Source organism: Kitasatospora sp. NPDC056076 (assembly GCF_042266305.1).
Taxonomy (GTDB): Bacteria; Actinomycetota; Actinomycetes; order Streptomycetales; family Streptomycetaceae; genus Kitasatospora.
This window is the reverse complement of sequence record NZ_JBHJWG010000024.1, coordinates 93,746-116,379: the sequence shown is the minus strand read 5'-3', so window position 1 is coordinate 116,379 and position 22,634 is coordinate 93,746. Positions and strand designations below refer to the sequence as shown.

General features: G+C 73.9%; 19 protein-coding genes. 7 read left to right on the top strand and 12 right to left on the bottom strand.

All coding sequences use genetic code 11. The features are described from left to right. Window positions 1-223 precede the first annotated feature (223 nt). Window positions 224-1,483, top strand: coding sequence for a cytochrome P450 (locus ACFC1T_RS21155; protein ID WP_375890741.1), 1,260 nt, complete (start codon window positions 224-226; stop codon window positions 1,481-1,483). A gap of 62 nt (window positions 1,484-1,545) precedes the next feature. Here ACFC1T_RS21155 and ACFC1T_RS21150 read toward each other — a convergent pair whose 3' ends face one another. Continuing rightward, window positions 1,546-2,241 (bottom strand): N-acyl homoserine lactonase family protein, encoded by a 696-nt coding sequence (locus ACFC1T_RS21150; protein ID WP_375890739.1) that lies wholly within the window; start codon window positions 2,239-2,241, stop codon window positions 1,546-1,548. Between the two features lie 227 nt (window positions 2,242-2,468). Between ACFC1T_RS21150 and ACFC1T_RS21145 the strand changes: the two genes are divergently transcribed. Continuing rightward, the gene (locus tag ACFC1T_RS21145; RefSeq protein ID WP_375890737.1) at window positions 2,469-3,956 is read left to right on the top strand and encodes a CoA transferase; all 1,488 of its coding nucleotides are present in this window, start codon (window positions 2,469-2,471) and stop codon (window positions 3,954-3,956) included. Window positions 3,957-4,042: 86 nt separating this feature from the next. After that, on the top strand, window positions 4,043-4,681 hold the full coding sequence (locus tag ACFC1T_RS21140) for a DUF6461 domain-containing protein (protein WP_375890735.1): 639 nt from the start codon (window positions 4,043-4,045) through the stop codon (window positions 4,679-4,681). 29 nt (window positions 4,682-4,710) lie between these two features. On the opposite strand, the gene ACFC1T_RS21135 is transcribed toward ACFC1T_RS21140, so the two are convergent. Further along, window positions 4,711-5,391, bottom strand: a complete 681-nt coding sequence (locus ACFC1T_RS21135; RefSeq protein WP_375890734.1) for an HdeD family acid-resistance protein — start codon at window positions 5,389-5,391, stop codon at window positions 4,711-4,713. A gap of 72 nt (window positions 5,392-5,463) precedes the next feature. Between ACFC1T_RS21135 and ACFC1T_RS21130 the strand changes: the two genes are divergently transcribed. Then, complete coding sequence (locus ACFC1T_RS21130) at window positions 5,464-7,368, top strand: NAD-binding protein (protein WP_375890732.1); 1,905 nt, start codon at window positions 5,464-5,466, stop codon at window positions 7,366-7,368. Between the two features lie 149 nt (window positions 7,369-7,517). On the opposite strand, the gene ACFC1T_RS21125 is transcribed toward ACFC1T_RS21130, so the two are convergent. The 5 genes from ACFC1T_RS21125 to ACFC1T_RS21105 form a co-directional block, all read right to left on the bottom strand. Then, window positions 7,518-8,309 carry an enoyl-CoA hydratase gene (locus tag ACFC1T_RS21125; RefSeq protein ID WP_375890730.1) on the bottom strand — a complete coding sequence of 264 codons (792 nt, stop codon included), beginning with the start codon at window positions 8,307-8,309 and terminating at the stop codon, window positions 7,518-7,520. Window positions 8,310-8,451: 142 nt separating this feature from the next. Continuing rightward, window positions 8,452-11,181 (bottom strand): pyruvate dehydrogenase (acetyl-transferring), homodimeric type, encoded by a 2,730-nt coding sequence (gene aceE, locus ACFC1T_RS21120; RefSeq protein WP_375890728.1) that lies wholly within the window; start codon window positions 11,179-11,181, stop codon window positions 8,452-8,454. A gap of 207 nt (window positions 11,182-11,388) precedes the next feature. Then, window positions 11,389-12,066 carry a GntR family transcriptional regulator gene (locus ACFC1T_RS21115; RefSeq protein WP_375890726.1) on the bottom strand — a complete coding sequence of 226 codons (678 nt, stop codon included), beginning with the start codon at window positions 12,064-12,066 and terminating at the stop codon, window positions 11,389-11,391. Between the two features lie 103 nt (window positions 12,067-12,169). Further along, window positions 12,170-13,285, bottom strand: a complete 1,116-nt coding sequence (locus ACFC1T_RS21110; protein WP_375890724.1) for an enoyl-CoA hydratase/isomerase family protein — start codon at window positions 13,283-13,285, stop codon at window positions 12,170-12,172. 189 nt (window positions 13,286-13,474) lie between these two features. Beyond that, a complete protein-coding gene (locus ACFC1T_RS21105; protein WP_375890723.1) occupies window positions 13,475-14,119 on the bottom strand; it encodes a TetR/AcrR family transcriptional regulator in 645 nt (214 codons plus the stop codon). Window positions 14,120-14,214: 95 nt separating this feature from the next. Here ACFC1T_RS21105 and ACFC1T_RS21100 point away from each other — a divergent pair, with 95 nt between their 5' ends. After that, window positions 14,215-14,988: an SDR family oxidoreductase gene (locus ACFC1T_RS21100; protein ID WP_375890721.1), complete on the top strand. Its 774-nt coding sequence runs from the start codon at window positions 14,215-14,217 to the stop codon at window positions 14,986-14,988. Between the two features lie 154 nt (window positions 14,989-15,142). Here ACFC1T_RS21100 and fahA read toward each other — a convergent pair whose 3' ends face one another. From fahA to ACFC1T_RS21075, 5 genes are all read right to left on the bottom strand, one after another. Beyond that, window positions 15,143-16,363 carry a fumarylacetoacetase gene (gene fahA / locus ACFC1T_RS21095; RefSeq protein WP_375890719.1) on the bottom strand — a complete coding sequence of 407 codons (1,221 nt, stop codon included), beginning with the start codon at window positions 16,361-16,363 and terminating at the stop codon, window positions 15,143-15,145. Continuing rightward, complete coding sequence (locus ACFC1T_RS21090) at window positions 16,360-17,229, bottom strand: hypothetical protein (protein ID WP_375890717.1); 870 nt, start codon at window positions 17,227-17,229, stop codon at window positions 16,360-16,362. The genes fahA and ACFC1T_RS21090 overlap by 4 nt, the downstream gene beginning before the upstream one ends. Beyond that, window positions 17,226-18,428 carry a homogentisate 1,2-dioxygenase gene (locus tag ACFC1T_RS21085; RefSeq protein ID WP_375890716.1) on the bottom strand — a complete coding sequence of 401 codons (1,203 nt, stop codon included), beginning with the start codon at window positions 18,426-18,428 and terminating at the stop codon, window positions 17,226-17,228. Before ACFC1T_RS21085 ends, ACFC1T_RS21090 begins: the two co-directional genes overlap by 4 nt. A gap of 66 nt (window positions 18,429-18,494) precedes the next feature. Further along, window positions 18,495-19,709 carry a 4-hydroxyphenylpyruvate dioxygenase gene (gene hppD / locus ACFC1T_RS21080; protein ID WP_375890714.1) on the bottom strand — a complete coding sequence of 405 codons (1,215 nt, stop codon included), beginning with the start codon at window positions 19,707-19,709 and terminating at the stop codon, window positions 18,495-18,497. A gap of 269 nt (window positions 19,710-19,978) precedes the next feature. Continuing rightward, window positions 19,979-21,400, bottom strand: coding sequence for a phosphoribosyltransferase family protein (locus tag ACFC1T_RS21075; protein ID WP_375890712.1), 1,422 nt, complete (start codon window positions 21,398-21,400; stop codon window positions 19,979-19,981). Between the two features lie 347 nt (window positions 21,401-21,747). On the opposite strand from ACFC1T_RS21075, the gene ACFC1T_RS21070 reads away from it, so the two are divergent. Continuing rightward, on the top strand, window positions 21,748-22,203 hold the full coding sequence (locus tag ACFC1T_RS21070; RefSeq protein WP_375890710.1) for a hypothetical protein: 456 nt from the start codon (window positions 21,748-21,750) through the stop codon (window positions 22,201-22,203). After that, a complete protein-coding gene (locus ACFC1T_RS21065; protein WP_375890708.1) occupies window positions 22,200-22,610 on the top strand; it encodes a hypothetical protein in 411 nt (136 codons plus the stop codon). The genes ACFC1T_RS21070 and ACFC1T_RS21065 overlap by 4 nt, the downstream gene beginning before the upstream one ends. The last annotated feature ends 24 nt before the right edge of the window (window positions 22,611-22,634 follow it).

Genomic DNA, 22,634 nt, shown 5'->3' with positions numbered 1-22,634 from the left:
TCCGGTGATGGCCGGTTCCGGCCCGTGAGACCATGCCCGGCCCGTCGGGTCGACCGGCCACCGGCTTCTAACACCACCCCGCACCACGGTCCAACCGGCTTGACACGCGCACCCTCCACTCACTAAATGTGCACACTCCGGCACGGAACGTGTGCGCCGGAACGAACCCTGACCGAACCGGCACGAGTCGGCGCGAACCCGACCGGAAGCAGGAGGCACGGCGATGGACACCCCGACGGAGGTCTCCGCCCCGGCGGCAGGCACCCCCGACCTCACTGACCCCCGCTTCTGGCAGCTGCCGGCGCCCGCCCGCGCCGCCGCCTTCGCCGAGCTGCGCCGCCGCCCCGCCCCCGTCTACTTCGGCGACCGCGCCACCGGCCGGGGCTTCCACGCCCTGGTCCGGCACGCCGACGTGGTCGAGGCGAGCCGCAACCCCGCCGTCTTCCGCTCCGCCCCCGGGGTGACCACCCCCGAACCGGCCCGCTGGGTCCGGCTGCTGTTCGGCGACTCGATGGTCAACCTCGACGACCCCCGGCACGCCCAGCTGCGCCGGATCGTCTCCCGGGCCTTCACCCCGCGGCTGCTCGGCCGGGTCGAGGAGGACATCCGGCACGTCTGCACCGCCCTGGTCGACGCGGTCGAGCGCGACCGGCCCGAGGACTTCGTCCGCCCGGTCGCCGCCCAGCTCCCGTTCCAGGTGATCTGCACCATGATGGGCATCCCCGAGCAGCCCCGGCGCACCATCCTCGACCTGGTCGACCGCAACTCCGCGGACGTCGGCGTGGCGCGGCCGCTGCGCCGACGGCTCCGGGTGCCCGGGCGAGGCCTGGCGGCGCTCGCCCGGATGCAGGGCATCGTGGCCGCGGTCGGCCGCGAGCGCCGACGCCGTCCCGCCGAGGACCTGATCTCCGCGCTGGTCGCCGCCGACGTGGACGGCCGCCGGCTCACCGGCCGCGAGCTGGGCGCCTTCTTCTCGCTGCTGCTGGTCGCCGGGGTCGAGACCACCCGCAACGCGCTCGCCCACGGACTGCACCTGCTGACCGTCCACCCCGAACAGCGCGCGCTGCTGCTCGCCGACCTGGACGGCCGGCTCCCCGGGGCGGTGGACGAGATGGTCCGCCACGCCACCCCGATCGTCCAGTTCCGCCGGACCGTCGCCGTCGACCACGAGCTCGGCGGCCCCGGCGGCCCGCTGCTGCGGGCGGGGGAGAAGGTCACGCTGTACTACGGCTCGGCGAACCGGGACGAGGCGGTCTTCCCCGATCCGGAGGCCTTCGACATCACCCGCACCCCCAACCCCCACCTCGGGTACGGCGGCGGCGGGCCGCACTACTGCCTGGGCGCGCACCTGGCCCGACAGGAGATGACGGCGCTGTTCCGCGAGCTGTTCACCCGGCTGCCCGGGGCGCGGTCGGTCGGCGAACCGGTGCTCGTCCCGTCCAGCTTCGACCACCGGGTCCGCTCGCTGGGCTTCACCTTCTGAACCCGCACCGCTCGGCTTCCGGGCCCGCACGGCTCGGCCGGACCCGCACGGCTCGGCGTCGGCTAGACCGACAGCTCCCACACCGCGTGGTCGTGCGCGAACATCGCGTGGCACGGCCGGTGCTCCGCGACCCGGTCCAGCCAGGCCCGGTAGCCGGGCAGCGGCGCCGCCACCCCGTCGCGCGCGGCCTGCCGGGCCAGCACCGCCTGTCCGTACTCGGAGGCGAAGTCGTACGCCTGCCCGGCCAGCAGCACCCTGGAACCGTCCATGCGCTCGACCAGCAGCGACTGGTGCCCCGCGGTGTGGCCGGGCGTGGGCAGCACCCGGACGCCGGGCCAGAGTTCGGTCTCGCCGTCGAGTTCCTGGTGGACGGCGCCGGGGAAGTCGACCAGGGCGTCGATGGTGTAGCCGCCGCGCCGGGCGGTGGCCAGTTCCTCGGCCTGGACGAGGACCGGTGTCCCGGCGAACAGCGGATTGCCGCCGCAGTGGTCGAAGTGCAGGTGGCAGTTGACCACCAGGTCGATGTCCGAGACCGCGACGCCGGCGGCCGCGAGCGCCTCCGGCAGCGGACGGCGGGACGGGCGGTAGTGCGCCTCGGTCTCCGGCGAGCCCGCGCCGATCCCGGTGTCGAACAGCAGCAGCGACCCCGGGCCGCGGACGAGGTACGCGAGCACCGGCTCCACCCGCGGTTCGGGGCCGCCCACCTCGGCGGCCGGCCGGACTATGTGGCCCAGGTCCAGACGGCGGATCGTGTGCATGCGTCCCCCTTTTCGCTCAGCCCCCGTGTGCCGGCCGTGGCGGCCGCCGTTCGCACCCTACCCGGAGTCCGGAAGCCGCCGGCCGGACTTCGGCTGCTCGTCCGTCAGGGCTGCTCCGGCGGGCAGGAATGCGGGGCGGAGTGGGCGGAGTGGGCGGCGTGGGCGGCCGGCGGGCGCGGTGGCGTGCGTCACGGCGGGCGGTCCGGATGCGGAGCACAATGCGCGGCATGACCGATCGTCCGACACCGCCCGAGTCCGCGCCCGAGTCCGCGCTTGAGTCCGCGTCCGAGTCTGCGTCTGCACCCGGGGCCCGGCCCGAGTCCCGGCCTGAGTCCCGGTCCGCGGGCGGCCCCGCCGCCGACCGTCCCACCGCGGAGGTCTGGGCCGCCCTCGGCGGGTCGGCCGGGCTCCTCGACCGGGTGGCCTTCCACGGCCCGCAGGGCGGCCTGCCCTCGGGCCTGCCGGTGAGCCGGTTCGCCCGGGCCACGGTGGCCGCCTGCTCGCTGGCCGCCGCCGAACTCGCCGCGCTCCGCGGTGGCGGGCCCGTCCCCGCGGTCCGGGTGGACGAGGGGGCGGTCGCCACCTCCTTCGTCAGTGAGCGCCACCTGGAGATCGACGGCCGCAAGCCGGTCGGCTTCGCCCCGCTCTCCGGCTTCTGGCGCACCGCCGACGGCTGGATCCGCACCCACGCCAACTACCCGCACCACCGGGACCGGCTGCTCGCCGTCCTCGGACTCGCCCCCGGCGCCGGGCCCGAGCAACTCGCCGAGGCGCTCGGCAAACTGCCCGGCGAGCAGGTGCAGGAGCGCGCGTACGCGGCCGGGGCGCTCGCCGTGGCGGTCGCGCCAGCGAGCACGGCCGCGCACCCCTTGGTGGAGTGCCGGGAGATCGGCGCCGCGCCCGTGCGCCCGCTCGCCGCGGCCCCGCTGGACCGCCCCGCCGCCGGGATCCGCGTCCTCGACCTCAGCCGGGTGATCTCCGGACCGGTCGCCACCCGCACCCTCGCCCTGCTCGGCGCCGACGTGCTGCGGATCGACTCGCCCCGGCTGCCCGAGGCCGAGGACGCCCACACCGACACCGGCTTCGGCAAGCGCTCCACCCGCCTCGACCTCGCCGACCCGGCCGACCGCGCCACCTTCGAGGGCCTGCTCGACACCGCCGACGTCGTCGTCAACGCCTACCGGCCCGGCTCCCTCGACGCCCACGGCCTCGCCCCCGAGGCGCTGTTCGCCCGTCGGCCCGACCTGGTCCTCGCCCGGATCAGCGCCTGGGGCTGGACCGGCCCGTGGGCCGGACGCCGCGGCTTCGACAGCCTGGTCCAGGCCGGTGTGGGGATCGCCGCCCACGAGGCAGGGCCCGACGGCCGGCCCGGGGTGCTGCCCGCCCAGGCACTCGACCACGGCACCGGCTACCTCCTCGCCGCCGCCGTCCTGCGCGCCCTCACCGAGCAGCGCACCCACCGCCCCGGCGGCCGCCACCTGCGCTTCTCCTTCGTCGGCTCGGCCTCCTGGCTGATGCACGGCATCCCGGCCGGGCCGGCCGGACCGGGGCTGCCGGGTGCCGAGCCGTACGACCCGGCGCGCTGGCTCACCGAGACCGACTCGGCGTACGGGCGGCTGCGGTACGCCCTGCCGCCGATCGGCTACGCCGGCGCCCCCACGGACTGGGCCCGCCCGCCCGGGCGCTGGGGGACGGACGCGCCGGTCTGGCGCTGAGCGGGGTCGGGCCGGGGCATGGGCGGGGCCGGGGCGTGGACGGGGGCGGGGTGGGCGGTGTCGGTGAGGTCTGACAGCATCACCGCATGACCGCCCCGCACGCCACCGACTTCACCTGGTTCGACCAGCGCTACCCCGTCCTGGGCGAGGCCTACTGCCTCACCCACGTCCAGGCGGTGACCGGGGAGGAACTGCTGCCCCGCTTCGACGCCCTGACCGGCCGGGAGGTGACCGGGCTGAACGCGGTCGTCGCCGCCTGGGAGACCTTCGACGACGGCGAGGACGCGGAAGCCGAGGAGCTCTTCGACCTGGACGAGGACCGGCTGCTCGTCGCCGTCACCGAGCTCGACGGCTGGGCCCTCGCGATCGAACCGTACGGATACCTCGGCAGCCTGCCCGAGGTCATCTCCCGGCTCACCGAGGGCACCCGGCTGGTCTCGCACTTCCGCAACGCCAACGCGGTGGACCACTTCAACTGGTGGGAACGCGCCGCCTGCCGCCTGCAGTTCGAGCCGCTCTTCGCGGACCAGCGGCACGGCGACGACGCCGACGCCCCGGGCATCCCCGAACTGCTCACGGCCTGCGGCTTCCGGTTGGACGGGGAGCGCGGCGCGCTGCACACCGAGGCTGCGTTCGCGCTCGCCGAGCGGCTCACCGACGTGCGGCTCACCCCGGAACGGCTGGAGGCCGCCACCTTCCGCCTCGGCTACGCGCGCCGACCGTAAGGCCGCGGCCTCCCCGCGGTGGCGGTGGGTCAGACCCCGGAGGGGATTCGCTTGGCCCGACCGCGCACCTGGACGGCGGTCGCGATCTCGACCAGGCCCAGGATCACCAGCCAGCACCCGGCCAGCACGGTCAGCGCGGCGATCGAGCCGACCGGCCAGACCATCAGCAGCACGCCGGCCAGGGTGTTGGCCGCGCCCGCGAAGGCCTGCCAGCCGCGGGCGGGCATCAACGGGTCGGAGATCGCGGCGGCGAGCTGGGTGATGCCGCGGAACAGCCAGCCGATCCCGATCCAGAGGGCGAGCAGCAGCAGCGACTGCACCGCGCTGCGGAAGCAGAGCAGCCCGAGCAGCACGCAGATCGCGCCGCTGATGAAGGCCAGCACCCGCAGGGCGGTGGTGGCGTGGGTGCCGAACGCGGCGACCAGCTGGACGATGCCGATGACCAGCAGGTAGAGGCCGAACAGTACGCCCACCACCAGCAGCGTCTCCCGCGGCCAGGCGAAGACGACGATCCCCAGCGCGAGCGAGGCCACTCCCGCGGCCAGCAGCACCTGCCAGGCGGCCTTGGCGAGCAGGCCGAGCGGGCCCTGGACCGGGGTTCCGTCGGGGGTGATGATCGGAGGGGCCACGGCGGCGTACTCCTCGTGGTCGGGGGCGGAGAACGAACCCCAGCCTCCGCGCACCGTCACCGGACCGCCCGTCAGGTACATCCGTTCGAGTGATCCCCCTCGGTCTCCGGATTGACACCCTCCGGTCACCTGCCGTCGATACCATCCGTCGGTATGACTTCTGAAGGGTGGGGGACCCCTCCGGTCGAGCCGATCAGCCAGCACTACATCGTGTGCGGGGGCAATGCCCTGGCGCACCGGCTGGTCCTGGAACTCGTCGAGCACTACGAAGTCCCGGTCGTCGTTCTGGTCACCGACCGCACCCGGGACCACGCACCGCGGATCGAAGAGATCACCGGCGTCGCCGCCGTCGTCGAATACCCGAACATCACCGAGGAGGCACTGCGCGCGGTCTCCGTCGACACCGCCCGCGGCCTGGCCCTGGTCGAGGGGAGCGACCAGGAGAACATCCACGCCGCGCTCAGCGCCCAGGGCCACAACCCGAACATCCGGATCGTCTTCCGGATGTTCAACCAGCGCCTCGGCGAGAACATCGAACGGCTGCTCAGGAACGGCGCCGCGCTCTCCGGCTCCGCCACCGCCGCCCCGGCCTTCGCCGCGGCGGCGCTCGGCCGGCCCAACTCGGTCGAGATCGGCGGCCGTTACCTGCACATCGCGTTCGACGACGCCATCACCCCGGACCGGATCTGCGTGGTCGCCGACCAGATCGACCGGCAGGACCTCAGCAAGATCCGCCTGCTGCCGGAACAGGAGGGCGACTCGGCGGAGTTCGTCCGGCTCGCCACCGAGTTCGGCGGCGACGGGCCGGTCCGGCCCGGCGGGGTCCGCCGCGAGGCGGCGCCGGGGCCTGAGCCCGAGCCGGTGCCGGGGCTCGAGCCGGAGCCTGGCCTTGAGCCCGAGCCGGAGCCCGAGCCGGGGCCTGGCCCTGAACCTCAGCCCGAGCCCGAGGAGTCGCCGGGTGGGATCGCCGCCCTCCAGGCGCTGCGGATGGAGCCCGGCGAGCCGATCACCTGGGCGCGGCGGCTGCGCTGGCGGGTGCTCGACACCATGCGCTTCTTCACCAGCGCCCGGATGCGGCTGGTGCTGCTCACCGCGCTCGCCGCCGTGCTGCTGGCGTTCAGCGTGCTCTGGTACCTCAGCCGGGACTTCGGCTGGACGGTCTACATCTCCCTGCTCGACCTGGCCGGCGCCGCCCAGCCCGACCAGCAGGCCGACATCGCCGCCGGGACGGGTACGGGCGGCGCCTGGCAGCGGGTCGCCCAGGTGGTGATCACCCTCTGCGGGATCACCTTCGCACCGGTCGCCACCGCCATCGTCGTCGAGGTGCTCGGCTCCGGACGGCGTGGACTGCCGCGCAACCCGAGCGCCGGCACCCGGGACCACGTGATCGTCGTCGGGCTCGGCAACGTCGGCACCCGGGTCGCGACCCAGCTGCACGAGATGGGGGTGCCGGTGGTCTGCATGGAGCGCGACCCGCAGGCCCGCGGCATCGCCGCCGCCCGGGCGCTCGGCATCCCGGTGGTCCTGGGGGACGGCCCGTTCGAGGAGCAGCTGCGCCGGGCCCGGTTGAAGCACAGCCGGGCGGTGGTCGCGGTCAGCGGGGACGACGCCACCAACCTGGAGGCGGCGCTGGAGGCGCGCCACGGCAATCCCGAGGTCCGGGTGGTGGTCCGGCTCTTCGACGACAACTTCGCCGGCCACTTCTACAAGACGCTGGACAACGCGGCCTCCCGTTCGGTCTCCTACCTGGCGGCGCCCGCCTTCGCCGCCGCGCTGATGGGCAGTGAGGTGCGCGGGACGCTCTCGGTCTTCCGGCACGCGCTGCTGATCGCCGAGCTGACGGTGGAGGACGGCAGCGGACTGATCGGCCTGAACCGGCACGACCTGGAGGACCCGGGCGGCGTCCGGGTCATCGCGGTCCGCTTCGCCCGCAGCAACCAGCTGCACTGGGGCTTCGCCGACCGCACCCGGCGACTGACCCCGGGCGACCGCATCGTGGTCGCCGCCACCCGCAGTGGGCTGGCTCGGCTGAACACGGTGCTGGTGGAGGAGGGCTGACGGCGAACAACTGACAACAAACAGATGACAGCGAACAGATTTCAGATGATGAAATCTGTTCGCTGTCATCTGTCGTCTGTTATCTGTTCGCCGCCACCCGCCACCGGTCACCGGTCACCCGTGGCCGGTCGCCGACCGCCTGCCAGTCGTCAGCGGTTCTCGAACTTCGGCGCCCGCTTCTCGGCGAAGGCGGCCATGCCCTCCTTCTGGTCCGCCGTGGCGAACACCGAGTGGAACAGCCGGCGTTCGAAGCGGACGCCCTCGGCGAGCGTCGTCTCGAAGGAGCGGTTGACGCTCTCCTTGAGCATGACCGCGGCCGGGGTGGACATCGCCGCGACGGTCTCGGCGGTGGCCAGCGCCTCGGTGAGCAGCTGGTCGGCCGGGACGATCCGGGCGACCAGGCCGGCCCGCTCGGCCTCCTCGGCGCCCATCATCCGGCCGGTGAGGCACAGGTCCATCGCCTTGGCCTTGCCGATGGCGCGGGTGAGGCGCTGCGAGCCGCCGATGCCCGGGAGGACGCCGAGCTTGATCTCCGGCTGCCCGAACTTCGCGGTGTCCGCGGCCAGCAGGATGTCGCACATCATCGCCAGCTCGCAGCCGCCGCCCAGCGCGAACCCGGCGACCGCCGCGACCACGGGCTTGCGCAGCGCGCCGAAGCGGTCCCACGGGCCCAGCCAGTCGTCGAGGTAGACGTCCGGGAACCGGTTGCCCTGCATCTCCTTGATGTCGGCGCCGGCCGCGAAGGCCCTCTCCGAGCCGGTGATCACCAGACAGCCGATCTCCGGGTCCCGGTCGAACGCGGTGGCCGCCGCCACGACCTCGTTCATCAGCTGGGTGTTCAGCGCGTTCAGCGCCTTCGGCCGGTTGAGCGTGATCAGCCCGACCCGGCCCTTGCGCTCGACCAGGATCGTCTCGTAGGTCTCGGTCCCGCTCTCGGTCATCGCCGCACTTCCCATCCGCTGCTCGGCCATTCCACTGCTCGCCGCCCTAGGGGCGCGCCCTGACCACCCAACGATCTACGACGCGCCCCGTCGCGCGCCAGTCTTGGCATGCGAGACGCCGGTCACCAGCGCGGCGGGGGGTTCAGAACCGGACGCCGTACCGTTCCGCGGCCTGGCGTACGGTCTCGGCCTTGACCTCGCCCCGGCGGGCCAGTGCGGCCAGCGCGGCGACCGTGACCGACTCGGCGTCCACCCCGAAGTGCCGCCGGGTGGCCGCCCGGCTGTCCGAGAGGCCGAAGCCGTCGGTGCCCAGGGAGGTCCAGTCCTGCTCGACCCAGGGGCGGATCTGGTCCGGCACCGCGCGCATCCAGTCGCTGACCGCCAGCACCGGGCCGGGTGCCCCGGCCAGCGCCCGGGTGACGTACGGGACGCGGTCCGCCGCGCCGGTGCCGGCCGCGGCCCGGGCCAGGTTGGCGGCGTCGCAGTCGAGCGCCTCCCGGCGCAGCTCCGTCCAGGACGGTGCGGACCAGACGTCGGCCGCCACGCCCCACTCCTCGCCGAGCAGCCGCTGTGCGGCGAGCGCCCAGTGCACGGCGGTGCCGGAGGCGAGGAGTTGGAGCCTCGGCGCGTCGGTGGGCAGGTGGTCGGCGTCGGCCGCGCGGTACCGGTAGAGCCCGCGCAGGATGCCGTCGACCACTCCGTCCCCGGCCACTCCGTTCGCGGCCGCCGGGCCGTCCGGGAGCGCGGGCTGGGGCAGTGGCTCGTTGTAGACGGTCAGGTAGTAGAACACGTCCTCGCCGTCCGGGTGTTGCTCGCTGCGGCCGTACATCCGGCGCAGTCCCTCGCGGACGATCACGGCGACCTCGTAGCCGAAGGCCGGGTCGTAGGAGAGCGCGGCCGGGTTGGTGGAGGCGATCAACGGGGAGTGGCCGTCGGCGTGTTGCAGGCCTTCGCCGGTCATGGTGGTGCGCCCGGCGGTGGCGCCGATCAGGAAGCCGCGGCCCAACTGGTCGGCCAGCGCCCACATCTGGTCGGCGGTGCGCTGCCAGCCGAACATCGAGTAGAAGATGTAGAACGGGACGACCGGCTCGCCGTGGGTGGCGTACGAGGTCGCGGCGGCGGTCAGCGAGGCCATCGAACCGGCCTCGGTGATGCCCTCGTTGAGGATCTGGCCGCTCACCGACTCCTTGTAGTGGAGGAGTTGGTCGCGGTCGACGGGGTCGTAGGTCTGGCCGAGCGGGGAGTAGATCCCGGCGGTCGGGAAGAGCGACTCCATGCCGAAGGTGCGCGCCTCGTCCGGGACGATCGGCACCCAGCGGTGGCCGGTGGCCCTGTCCCGGACGAGGTCCTTGACCAGTCGGACGAAGGCCATGGTGGTGGCGATCTCCTGCGTGCCGGAGCCCTTGAACAGTGTCTCGAAGGGCTTGGCGGGCAGTTCGGGCAGCGGGGTGAAGCGCACCCGGCGGGCCGGGGCGGGGCCGCCGAGCGCGGCGCGTCGTTCACGCAGGTAGCGGACCTCGGGCGAGTCCGGGCCCGGGTGCGCGTACGGGACCAGCTCGGTGTCCAGGGCGCTGTCGGGGATGGGGAGTTCGAGCAGGTCGCGCATGGCGCGGAACTGCGCCCCGGAGAGCTTCTTCATCTGGTGGTTGGCGTTGCGGGCCTCGAAGCCGGGGCCGAGGGTCCAGCCCTTGACGGTCTGCACCAGCACCACGGTGGGGGCGCCCCGGTGCTCCAGGGCGGCCCGGTAGGCGGCGTACACCTTGCGGGGCTCGTGGCCGCCGCGGGAGGTGGCGACGATCTCGGAGAGCCGTCGGTCGTCCAAGGCGTCGGCGAGGGAGCGCAGTTGGGGGTCGGCGTGGAAGAGGTGCGCGCGGATGTAGCGGGCGTCGGAGGCGGCGTAGGTCTGGAACTGCCCGTCCGGCACCTCGCCCAGCCGGCGGACCAGGGCGCCGCCGGTGTCGCGGGCCAGCAGCTCGTCCCAGGCCTCGCCCCACAGCGACTTGACCACGTTCCACCCGGCCGCGCGGAACTGGCGCTCCAGCTCCTGCACGATCTTCCCGTTGCCGCGGACCGGACCGTCCAGGCGCTGGAGGTTGCAGTTGACCACGAAGGTGAGGTTGTCCAGGCCCTCGCGTGCCGCCAGGGCGAGGGCGGCGGTGGACTCCGGCTCGTCCATCTCGCCGTCGCCGAGGAAGGCCCACACGTGCGAGCCGGAGGTGTCCTTGATCCCGCGCGCGGTCAAGTACCGGTTGAAACGGGCCTGGTGGATCGCGGAGAGCGGGCCGAGCCCCATCGAGACGGTGGGGAACTCCCAGAACCAGGGCAGTCGGCGCGGGTGCGGGTAGGAGGGCAGTCCGTCGCCGCCGGTCTCCTGGCGGAAGCGGTCCAGCTGGGCCTCCGTGAGCCGGCCCTCCAGGAAGGCGCGGGCGTACACGCCCGGGGCGGCGTGGCCCTGGACGTACAGCTGGTCGCCGGAGCCGTCGGCCTCCTTGCCCCGGAAGAAGTGCTGGAAGCCGACCTCGTACAGCCAGGCGGCCGAGGCGTAGGTGGCCATGTGCCCGCCGAGGCCGCCGCGGTGGTTGCCCCTGGTCACCATGGCGGCGGCGTTCCAGCGGTTCCAGGCGGTGATCCGCCGCTCCATCTCCTCGTCGCCGGGGAACTCGGGTTCGGCGGCGGTGGGGATGGTGTTGACGTACGGGGTGTCCAGGAGCGGGGGGACGTCGAGGCGGCGCAGTTGGGCGTGTTCGACGAGGCGGCGCAGCAGGTGGGCGGCGCGGTGGGGCCCGCCGAAGTCGCGGGCGGCGTCGAGCGAGTCGCGCCACTCCGCGAGCTCCTCGGGGTCCTGGTCGTGAAGCTGGTCGAGCTGGGACACGGGTGGTTCCCCTTTACCGGTTGCCTCAGGGCACTTATTCCGTGATGCGGAATAGTGTTTCTCCTAATGGAACTCACTGTGGACGGTAGGGACTGGCGGGGCGGTGCGTCAACCGCTACCGGCGAGTAGTCTGCTCGATGATCGATCATCCTCGTGCGAACAATGGGAGGGCGGGGAGACGCCGAGCGGGGGCGTCGAAGCCGGTGCTCAGTGGGAGCGGTCGGCGTACTCCAGGACGTGCTCCGCGAGCAGCCGCCCGACCTCCGGGTCCTGCCGTCGGAAGGCCTCGATCAGCGGGAGGTGGTCGGCGGCGTTCTCGTGCAGCTCGGGCCGGACCCGGTGCAGCGACAGCACCGTCCAGACCTCCACGCCCAGGCCCTCCCAGGTCCGCAGCAGCGTCCCGTTGCCCGAGGCGGCGACGATCTCGCGGTGGAAGGCCACCCCGTGCCGGGCCTGCCCGAGGGTGTCGCCGGCCGCCGCGGCGCTCGCCATCCGTTCGGCGTGCCGCTCCAGTGCGGTGGTGTCACCGGCCAGCCGGACGACCGCGGCCTCGGCGGCCGGGCGTTCCAGTGCCGCCCGTACCAGGTAGACCTCGCGCAGTTCCGCCGGGCCGATCTCGCGCACCCGGACGCCCCGATTGGGCTCCGCGTCGAGCAGCCCGAGGGTCTGCAGCGAGCGCAGCGCCTCGCGCACCGGCGCCTGGCTGACGTTCAACTCGGCCGCCAGGCGCCGTTCGACGATCCGGTCGCCGGGCTGCCAGCGACCGCCGAGCAGGCCCTCCAGCAGCAGCCCGCGCACCTGCTCGCCGAGCGGGACCCGGGACAGCGGGTCGGCGCCCCCGTCCGGCGTCGGCGTGGCCGCCCGCGTCGGCAGCGGATGGGTCATGGCGTTCTCCAGGCGTTCCGGGGAGCAGGTGTTCCGGCGGGGAAGGTGTTCCGGCGGGGTGGGCGTTCCGGCGGGGTGGGTGTTCCGGTGAGGGGCGGGCGGCTCAGGCGAGGCCCAACTCGTCGCCCTCGCGCGGGGCGAGGAAGCTCGCGATCTCGGCCTCCGTCACCTCGGCGAGCGTGCGCGGCGACCACTGCGGATCGCGGTCCTTGTCGATCACCTGGGCGCGGATGCCCTCGGCGAGGTCCGGCCGGTCCAGCGCGGCGCAGGAGATGCGGTACTCCTGGTCGAGCGCGGCCTCCAGCGAGGGCAGTGTACGGGCGCGGCGCAGTGCGGCCAGGGTGACCTTGACGGCGGTGGGGGAGTTCCCGAGCAGCAGTTCGGCGGCCTCCTTCGCCTCCGGCACGCCGGAGTCGAGCAGGCGCCGGACGATCTCCTCGACGGTGTCGGCCGCGTAGCAGGTGTCGATCCACTCCTGCTGAGCGGCCAATCCGGCGGGGCCGGTGGTCCCGGTGGCTCCGCCGGCTCCGGTGGTTCCGGCGGTCGGCGCGGGCTCGGCGTGGGCGGCGACGGTCGCGGCCGGATCGGCGCCACCGGCGAGGGCGTCGAGCAGCTCGGGCAGGCGGGAGGACGGGACGAAGTGGTCCGCGAAACCGCACAGCAGCGCGTCGGCGGGGCCGATCGAGGCCGAGGTGAGCCCGAGGTGGGTGCCGAACTCGCCCGGGGCACGGGCGAGCAGGAGGCTGCCGCCGACGTCCGGGGTGAGCCCGATCCGGGTCTCGGGCATCGCGATCACGGAGCGCTCGGTGACGATCCGCACCGCGGCGTGGGCGGACAGGCCGATGCCGCCGCCCATGGTGATGCCGTCCATGACCGCGACGAAGGGCTTCGGGTAGCGGGCGATCAGCGCGTTCACCCGGTACTCGTCGCGGAAGAAGGCGCGGGTGCCGGCCCCGCCGGCCGTGACGTCGGCGTGCATCGCGCGCAGGTCCGCCCCCGCGCACAGGCCGCGCTCGCCGGCGCCGGTCAGGACGACGGCGCGCACCCGGTCGTCGGCGGCCCAGTCGTCCAGCGTCGCCCGGATGGCGGTGATCATGCCGTGGGTCAGGGAGTTGAGGGCCCGCGGACGGTTGAGCACGATCCGCCCGAGGCCGCCGTCGCCGTCCAGGGCGGCCTGGACCTCCTGGACCGCTGCCGTCTCTGCCGCCCCTGCGCTCATCGGAACCGCTCCCGTCCCCTCGGTGATCTGGCCTGCCGCGGTCCACCGTACCGGGGCGGTGGGGCCGTTGTGATCACGAGGCCGCCCGGGCCTGCGGCCCCTAGGGTGGGGCGGCAGGGGCGGCCGGGGTGACGGTTGTGGCCGAGGTCGTGGCGGGCGCTCGTGGCGGGCGGCCGCGGCAGGTGGTGGCTACGGCCAGGCGCGCAGGGCGAGTTCGGCGACTCGGCCGAGCTCCTCGGCGGTGGCGCCGTCGCGGGCCTGCTGGGACATCCCCTGGATGACCGTGGCGAGATACCCGGCCAGCGCCTTCGGGTCGGTCCCGGGCGGCAGTTCGCCGTCCTGCCGGGCGGCGAGCAGCCGGTCCTCGAAGACCTGCCGGTTCCGGTTGCGCAGGTCGCGCAGGAGGGCCTGGACCCCGGCGTCCTGCGGGGTGATGTTGGTGGCGGCACTGATCACCAGGCAGCCGGCGGGGTGGGACGGGTCTGGGTAGATCGCGGCGGCCTCGCGCAGGATCCGGGCGAAGGCGGCCCGGGCGCCGGTCTCCTCGGCCAGCGCGACGCCGACGAACGCGCCGACCGGGGAGTGCCCGTACCGGCGGACGACCTCCTCGAAGAGCGAGCGCTTGTCGCCGAAGGCGGCGTAGAGGCTGCCGGGGCGGATGCCCATGGCGGTGGTCAGGTCGGTGACGGAGGTGGCCTCGTAGCCGCGTTCCCAGAACAGCCGGGTCGCGGCGGACAGGGCCTCGTCCCGGTCGAAGGCGGGTGGCCGTCCGCGCCGGGGGCGGGGGGCCGGGCCGGCCGCCGGTGCGCTGTCGGGTGTCGCTGCCTCGGTCATGGATCGAATTTTAGAGCAGTCGCTCAAGAAGTGTGTGCTAGGTTTTTTCTTGAGCGATCGCTCAAGAAATGTGGACGCGGCAGGAGGGCTCGGTCATGGGTGCGTACGGACTCGAGGGCAAGGTGGCGCTGGTCACCGGCGGCAGCAGGGGGATCGGCCGGGCGATCGCCCGCCGGCTCGGACGGGACGGTGCCGTCGTCGCGGTCGGCTACGCCCGGGACGACGCGGCGGCACGGGAGGTGGTCGACGGGATCCGGGCCGACGGCGGGCGGGCCTTCGCGCTGCGCGCCGAACTGGGGCAGCACGGGGACGCGGCCGCGCTCTGGGCGGCCTTCGACGCGGAGGTCGGGGCGCACGCGCCCGGCGGCGGCGTCGACATCATCGTCAACAACGCCGGGATCGGTCGCAGTTCGGACCTCGCGACACTGACCGAGGAGGGTTTCGACGAGGTGTTCGCGGTGAACGTCCGGGCGCCGTTCTTCGTGGTGCGGCACGGGCTGGAGCGGATGCGGGACGGCGGCCGGATCATCAACGTCTCCAGCGGGGCCGCCCGGCTCGCGATGCCGGAGATCATCGCCTACGGCGCGACCAAGGGCGCGCTCGACACCTTCACGCTCAACCTGGCCAAGCAGCTGGGCCCGCGCGGGATCACGGCGAACTCGGTCGCGCCCGGCGTGGTGGACACCGACGTCAACGCGGGCTGGCTGCGCGGCAACCCGCAGGCGGAGGCGCACGCGGCCTCGCTCGCCGCGCTCGGCCGGGTCGGGCAGCCGGAGGACATCGCGGACATCGTCGCCTTCCTGGCCTCGGACGATGCGCGCTGGGTCACCGGGCGGGTCGTCGACGCCACGGGCGGCGCCGGGCTGTAGGCGGGGCGGGCACAGGGCGGGGCGGGGGTGGGGCGGGGGTGGGGCGGGCGAACAACGAACAGCTGACAGATTTCAGATGATGAAATCTGTCAGCTGTTGTCCGTCGTCTGTTATCTGTTACTTGTCATCTGTCAGCCGCCGAGCCGCCGAGCCGTCAGCCCCGCACCCGCCCCGAGACCTCGCCGAAGCCGACCGGCACGCCGTCCGGCCCCGGGGCCGTCGCCGTGATGACGACCTCGTCGCCGTCCTCCAGGAAGGTCCGGGTGGTGCCGTCCGGCAGCTTGAGCGGCTCCTCGCCGTTCCAGGTCAGCTCGATCAGCGCGCCGCGGGTGTCCCGCTCCGGCCCGCTGACCGTCCCCGAGGCGAACAGGTCGCCGGTGCGCAGCGAGGCGCCGTTGACGGTCATGTGGGTCAGCTGCTGCTGCGCCGTCCAGTACATGGAGGCGAACGGCGGCCGCGACACCAGGTGCCCGTTCAGCCGGACCTCCATGGCCAGGTCCAGGCCCCACGGCTCGCCGCCGCGGTCGTCCAGGTACGCCAGCGGCTCGACGTCGCGCTCCGGCGGCGTGACCCGGGCGTGCTGGAGGGCGTCCAGCGGCACGATCCACGGCGAGATCGAGGTCGCGAAGGACTTGCCCAGGAAGGGGCCGAGCGGCACGTACTCCCAGGCCTGGATGTCGCGCGCCGACCAGTCGTTGAGCAGGCAGACGCCGAAGACGTGCTCGCGGAAGTCGTCCAGCACGACCGGTCGGCCCAGCTCGGACGGCGTGCCGACGACGAAGCCGACTTCGGCCTCGATGTCCAGCCGCCGGGTCGGCCCGAAGCTCGGCGCGGTGTCGGCGGGCGCCTTGCGCTGCCCGTGCGGGCGCACCACCGGCGTGCCGGAGACCACGACCGTGCCCGCCCGCCCGTGGTAACCGATGGGCAGGTGCTTCCAGTTGGGCGTGAGCGGCTCCGAGCCCGGGCGGAAGATCCGGCCCAGGTTGGTGGCGTGGTGCTCGGAGGCGTAGAAGTCGACGTAGTCCGCGACCTCGAACGGCAGGTGCAGTTCGACCTCGTCGGCCGGCAGCAGGGCCGGCGACAGTGCCTCCCGGAACGTCTCGTCGGTGAGCCAGGTGGTGAGGTCGGTGCGCACCTGCGTCCACACCGAACGACCGCCCGCCATCAGCGGGTTGAGCGAGTCCGCGTCCAGCAGGACGGACGGCGCCCCGGCCGCGCGGGCGGCGGCCCCGGCGTCCAGCACGAAGTCCCCGACCCGCACGCCGATCCGGCGCCGCCCGGGCCGGTCGGCCGCGGTGAAGACGCCGTACGGCAGGTTGTGCACGCCGAACGGCGAGTCCTGGGCGCTGGCCAGCCAGCTGCGGGGGGTGCTCAATGGTCCTCCTGGAGGAGTGGACTGGGCGACAGCAGGCCGAGCGCGGCCAGGTCGTCCAGGGGTTCGGCGACGCTGCAGGTGCCGAACGCGGTGAACGAGTTGCGGATCACCGTAACCTGGTGCCCGGTGAGGGCGTGGACGGCCTTGGCCAGTACCTCGCCGTCGCGTTCGGCCAGGACCGCGGCGGCTGCCGCGCGGTCGGTCTCCTGGGCGGCCAGCAGCACGTTGAGGAAGCCGTGGTGCTCGAAGCCGGTCACCGGGTCGGTGTGCCGGACGGCGTTGTGCAGTCCGGCCGTGCACTTGTACGGCAGGCCGCGCTGCGCGCAGCCGGTGAGGAAGGCGGCCAGTTCGTCCTCGTCCGGGAAGGCCGCCGCGACGACCCCGCCGGTGCGGAACTTCGCCCGGTAGGCGCTGTCGACCAGGGCGTCCAGGGTCTCGTCCAGGCCGTCCCCGCGCAGGAGTTCGCGCGGCAGCTCGACGGCGGCCGGCACGTCCGGCGGCAGCAGCCGGTCCAGTTCGGCCACGGCCTCCCGCACGTCCCGGGTGGCGAGTTCGACGCCCGCGAGCTCGAACGGTGCGGCGGCGGTGAGCGCCGGCCCGAGCTCGGCGCCGCCCCCCGGCAGCACGAGCCCGACCCTGAGCGGCCCGGTGCCCGCCACCGCCGCGGCCAGTTCGCCCAACCGGCCCGCCCCGCACAGGAACGGGCCGACCGCGTCGGCGTACCAGGCCGTGCGGTGGACGCGGTGCGCGGGCACCGCCTCGACGACCGGCAGGTTCCCCGGGGGGAACACCGCCGCGTCGTCGAAGAGGCCGCGGAACAGCTCCGGGACCGGCGAAGCCTGTGCCGGCGAGCCGTCGGCGCTCATCGCGCGGGCCCCCGACCCGCCCAGGTCCAGGCGTAGTTGGCGTCCTCGCTCGCCCGCCCGCCCTCGCCGAGCTCCAGCGGGCGGAAGGTGTCCACCATGACGGCCAGTTCGTCGAAGAACTCCGCGCCGATGCTGCGCTCGTAGGCGCCCGGCTGCGGCCCGTGGGTGTGCCCGCCCGGGTGCAGCGAGATTGAGCCCTGGGCGATGCCGGAGCCCTTGCGGGCCGCGTAGTCGCCGCCGCAGTAGAACATCACCTCGTCGCTGTCCACGTTGGCGTGGTAGTAGGGCACCGGGATCGACAGCGGGTGGTAGTCCACCTTGCGGGGAACGAAGTTGCAGATCACGAAGTTGTTGCCCTCGAACACCTGGTGGGCCGGCGGCGGCTGGTGGATCCGCCCGGTGATCGGCTCGAAGTCCCGGATGTTGAAGGCGTACGGGTACAGGCAGCCGTCCCAGCCGACCACGTCGAAGGGGTGGTGCGGCACGGTGTAGCGGGTGCCCGAGACCCCGTTCGGGCCGCGGTGCTTGACCAGCACGTCGACGTCGCCGTCGGCGTCGACCACCAGCGGCCCGACCGGCCCGCGGAAGTCCCGCTCGCAGTACGGCGCGTGCTCCAGCAGCTGCCCGTACTTGGAGAGGTAGCGCTTGACCGGGGTGATGTGGCTGTTGGCCTCGATGCAGTAGGCGCGCAGCGGTTCGTCCCCGGTCGGCACCCAGCGGTGGGTGGTGGCGCGCGGGATGATCACGTAGTCGCCCTGGCCGACCTCGATCGAGCCGAAGACCGTCTCGACCGTGCCCGCGCCGGACTCCACGTACACGCACTCGTCGCCGAGCCCGTTGCGGTACAGCTCGCTCGGGGCCCCGGCGGCGACGTACGAGATCCGCACGTCGCCGTTGCCGAGGACGAGCCGGCGGCTGCCGACGACGTCCGCGGACTTCCACTCCTGGTCCGCGAACAGCTCGTGCAGCTTGAGGTGGCGGGGGAGCAGGGGATGGTTGGGCACCGTGGACTGGTCGGGCAGCTCCCACGGCACCGCGTCGACCACCGCCGAGGGGATGCCCCGGTGGTAGAGCAGCGAGGAGTCGGAGGAGAAGCCCTCCTCGCCCATCAACTCCTCGTAGTACAGCCCGCCTTCGGGTGTGCGGTGCTGGGTGTGCCGCTTGGGCGGGATGCTGCCCAGCTGCCGGTAGTACGCCATCTCCGTGCTCCTCCTCGACGCCTCGAACGTCCGTCAGGGCCGCCGTCAATCAGGGTAGGCCGACGCTCACAGGTTGCCGCGACGGTCCTGCTCGCGCTCGATGGACTCGAACAGCGCCTTGAAGTTGCCCTTGCCGAAGCCCAGCGAACCGTGCCGCTCGATGAACTCGTAGAAGACGGTCGGACGGTCGCCGATCGGCTTGGTGAAGATCTGCAGCAGGTAGCCGTCCTCGTCGCGGTCGACCAGGATGCCGCGCTTCTTCAACTCCTCGATCGGCACCCGCACCTTGCCGATGCGCTCCCGCAGCTCCGGGTCGTCGTAGTAGGCGTCCGGGGTGTTGAGGAACTCGACGCCGCGCGAGCGCAGCACGTCGACGGTGGTGAGGATGTCGTTGGTGGCGAGCGCCATGTGCTGGCAGCCGGGGCCGGTGTAGAACTCCAGGTACTCGTCGATCTGGGACTTCTTCTTGGCGATGGCCGGCTCGTTGAGCGGGAACTTCACCCGGTGGTTGCCGCTGGCGACGACCTTGGACATCAGGGCGGAGTACTCGGTGGCGATGTCGTCGCCGACGAACTCGGCCATGTTCACGAAGCCCATGACCCGGTTGTAGAACTGGACCCACTCGTCCATCCGGCCCAGCTCGACGTTGCCGACGGCGTGGTCGAGGGCCTGGAACAGGCGCTTGGGGGTGCCCTCCGGGCGGGTGACGCTGCTCTTCGCCACGACGTAGCCCGGCAGGTACGGGCCCTGGTAGCGGGAGCGGTCGATCAGGGTGTGGCGGGTCTCGCCGTAGGTGGCGATGGCCGCGCGGCGCACGGTGCCGTTCTCGTCCGAGACGTCGTTCGGCTCCTCCAGGACGGTGGCGCCGCTGGCCCGGGCGTGCTCGATGCACTTGTCGACGTCCGGGACCTCCAGGGCGAGGTCGACCACGCCGTCGCCGTGCCGGCGGTGGTGGTCCAGCAGCGCGCTGTCCGGCTGGACGCCGCCCTTGATCACGAAGCGGCAGGAGCCGGAGCGCAGCACGTAGGCCTTGCGGTCGCGGCGGCCGGTCTCCGGGCCGGAGTAGGCGACCAGTTCCATGCCGAACACGACCTGGTAGAACTGGGCCGTCTGGGTGGCGTTGCCGACCACGAAGACGACCGCGTCCTGGGCGGTGACCGGGAACGGGTCGGAGGCCTGGTCGTGCTCGACGAGTCCGACGAGGCGGCGCAGCTGGTCGGCGTCGAGGCCGGCCTCGCGCTCCTCGGGGGTCAGCTCAAGGGCGTGGGACTGCGGGGTCATCGCTCGTTCCTCCAGTCAGGGCCTCGGCGTTGAGGCTTCCGGGGGTGTTCGGGGGCCTTGCGGCCCGCCGGGTCGGATCGCGTGGATCGCGGCCGCACGGCGACGGGTGGGCGGTGCGGTTGCGGAGAGCTTGCTCCTGTCGTGGGGGTTGGGCAACAGGTCGGTTTTTCACTGCTCAATGTGTACAAGCTGGCCAGGAAATCCCGGCTTCGGCTGCGCAAAATGCGCTGCCTCCGGGCGGTCGCCGCCCGAATTCTGTGCAGCCGCACCTACCGGTCCACGGGGCCGGGCCCGTCGGCGGGCGGGAGGTGGCGCAGGAACCAGTCCCCGGCCAGCTCAGCGGCCTGGTCGAGGGTGCCGGGCTCCTCGAACAGATGGCTCGCGCGCGGCACCACCACCAGCTCGCCCGCCCCGCCCAGCCGGGCCAGGGCCCGCCGGTTGAGGTCCAGCACGGCGGTGTCCAGCGCGCCGACCACGAGCAGCGTCGGCGCGTCCACCCGGGCCAGCACGTCCGGCCCGGCGAGGTCCGGCCGCCCGCCCCGGGAGACCACGGCACCTACCGCGGGGCCCAGTTCGGCGGCCGTGTACAGCGCGGCGGCCGCGCCGGTGCTGGCGCCGAACAGCCCCAGCGGCAGCCCGCGGGCCCCTTCGGTGCGCCCCAGCTCCTCGGCCACGGCGGTCAGCCGCGAACCGAGCAGGGCGACGTCGAACACCTTGCGCCGGTCCGGCTCCTCGGCCTCGGTGAGCAGGTCGAACAGCAGGGTGCCCAGCCCGCGGCGGTTCAGGTGCCGGGCGACGTGCCGGTTGCGCGGACTGCGCCGGCCGCTGCCGCTGCCGTGCGCGAAGACCACCGCCGCGCGGGCCCCGGCCGGCACGGTCAGCCGTCCGGTCAGCCGGACCCCGGCGACGGCCAGCGGCAGCTCGCGGTCGATGCCGTTCCCGTCGGGCGGCTCCTCGTCGGGTGGCTCCTCGTCGGGCGGATGGCGGTCGTGCGGCTCGCCGTCGGGTGGCTCCCCGCCGGGCGGCTCGCCGTCGGGCGGTTCGCGCCGGGCCTCGGCCAGCAGCCGCAGCACCTCCTCGTCGCCGGTCTGCGTGAAGTCGGCGTAGAACTCGCCGATCGCGAAGAACGGCGACGGCGTGTCGACGCAGACCAGCTCGTCGGCGACCTCGGACAGCCGCTCCGTCCAGTCCCGCGGCGCCACCGGGACGGCCAGCACCACCCGCGCCGCCCCGCGCGCCCGGACGATCCGGCAGGCGGCCCGGGCGGTCGAGCCGGTGGCGACGCCGTCGTCCACCACGACCACCGTGCGCCCGCGCAGGTCCGCCGCCGGGCGGTCGCCCCGGTAGCGCAGCGCCCGGCGCTCCAACTCGGCGCGCTCGCGCCGCTCCACCTGCGCCAGCTGCCCGTCACCCACCCCGGCGAGCCGGATGACCTGCTCGTTCAGCACCCGGACGCCGTCCTCGCCGATCGCCCCCATGCCCAGCTCGGGCTGGTACGGCACGCCCAGCTTGCGGATCACGCAGATGTCCAGTGGCGCACCGAGCGCCGCCGCCACCTCGGCCGCCACCGGTACGCCGCCCCGGGGCAGGGCGACCACCACGGTGCCGGGGCCGGCGAGGTGGCCGAGCCGGCCGGCCAGGTGGCGGCCCGCCTCTCCGCGGTCGGTGAAGGGGGTTCCGGTGACGTGCATTCCACGGCCTCCGGGTTCCACCGTACGCCGGTCCGGTACACCGGTCCCGGGCGTCGCTGCGGGGGGTTCGGTGGGCTGTCCGGCGGCCGCCTGCTGGGGGCCGTACGGGGGGCGTGCGGGGCCCGGTGGGACAGGGGCGGGACCGGGGTGGGACCGGGGCGGCCACGGGCCCGGGACCGCGACGGGCACCGCCCGGGACTTCGCGCGTACGGGCCCGGGACGGTCCGGCCGCGCGGCCGGGAACGGGACGGGACGACACCCCCGTGCGACCGGGACGGCGGGCGGCGGAACGTGGTGCGCAGAGGCGGTCCGCAGAGCCCGCCCAGAGCACCGAAGGAGCGTCCGAGATGCCGGGCACCGTCATCACCGACCTGCGCCGCCGCGGCTGCGCCGTCGACCCCGGAGGCCTGCTCGCGGGACCGCTGCGCGCCGTCGGCCTGCAGTGGCTCGAACCGGGACGGAGCGCCGAGGTGACCGCCGAGGGCGTCGAGCACGCGCTGTACGTCACCGCGGGCTCCGGCCTCGCCGCCCTGCCGGAGGACGTCGTGCACCCCGACCACCCCGAGCGCGCCGACACCGGCCTGCCGCTGGTCGAGGGCACTGCCGTCGTGCTCCCGCTCGGCGCGCGGACCGTCCTGACCGCCGGAACGGCCGGACTGGAGTACTTCCACGCCGTCCTGGCCGTCTTCCCGTCCGCGGAGCCGGCCGTCGAACCTGCCGCCGAACGGTCCGCCGGAGAAGCCGAAACCTCCCCCGAAATACCCGAAGAACCCGAAGAACCCGAAGAAGGTGACCAGAGATGATCGTCACCACCGACACCGGCTCCGCCACGGTCCTGCTCGGCCCGAACGGGGAGCGGGTCCGGATCCGCTCACTGGCCCGTCGCGCCATGCTCGCCAGCGCCTGCGAGGCCTTCGACCACCTGCGGCTGAGCCCGGGCGCCCATCACGTCCTGCCCGGGCGGCCCGACGCCGAGACGGTACTGCACGTCCTGCGCGGCGCCGCCGTCATCGGGCAACTCGCCGACCAGCCGGACCATTTGGCCTCGGACGGCGACCTGCTGCTGGCCCGCAGGGGCCGCACCCTGCGGATCGAGGCCGGCCCGCTCGGCGCGGAACTGCTCTGCCTCACCCTGGCCGTGCCCCGCCACCGCGCCGGCACCCGGGCCTCCCTCGCCCGCCGTCGCGCCGAACGCCGCGACCGGCCCTGACCTTCACCGTTCTCCGGGAGCCAC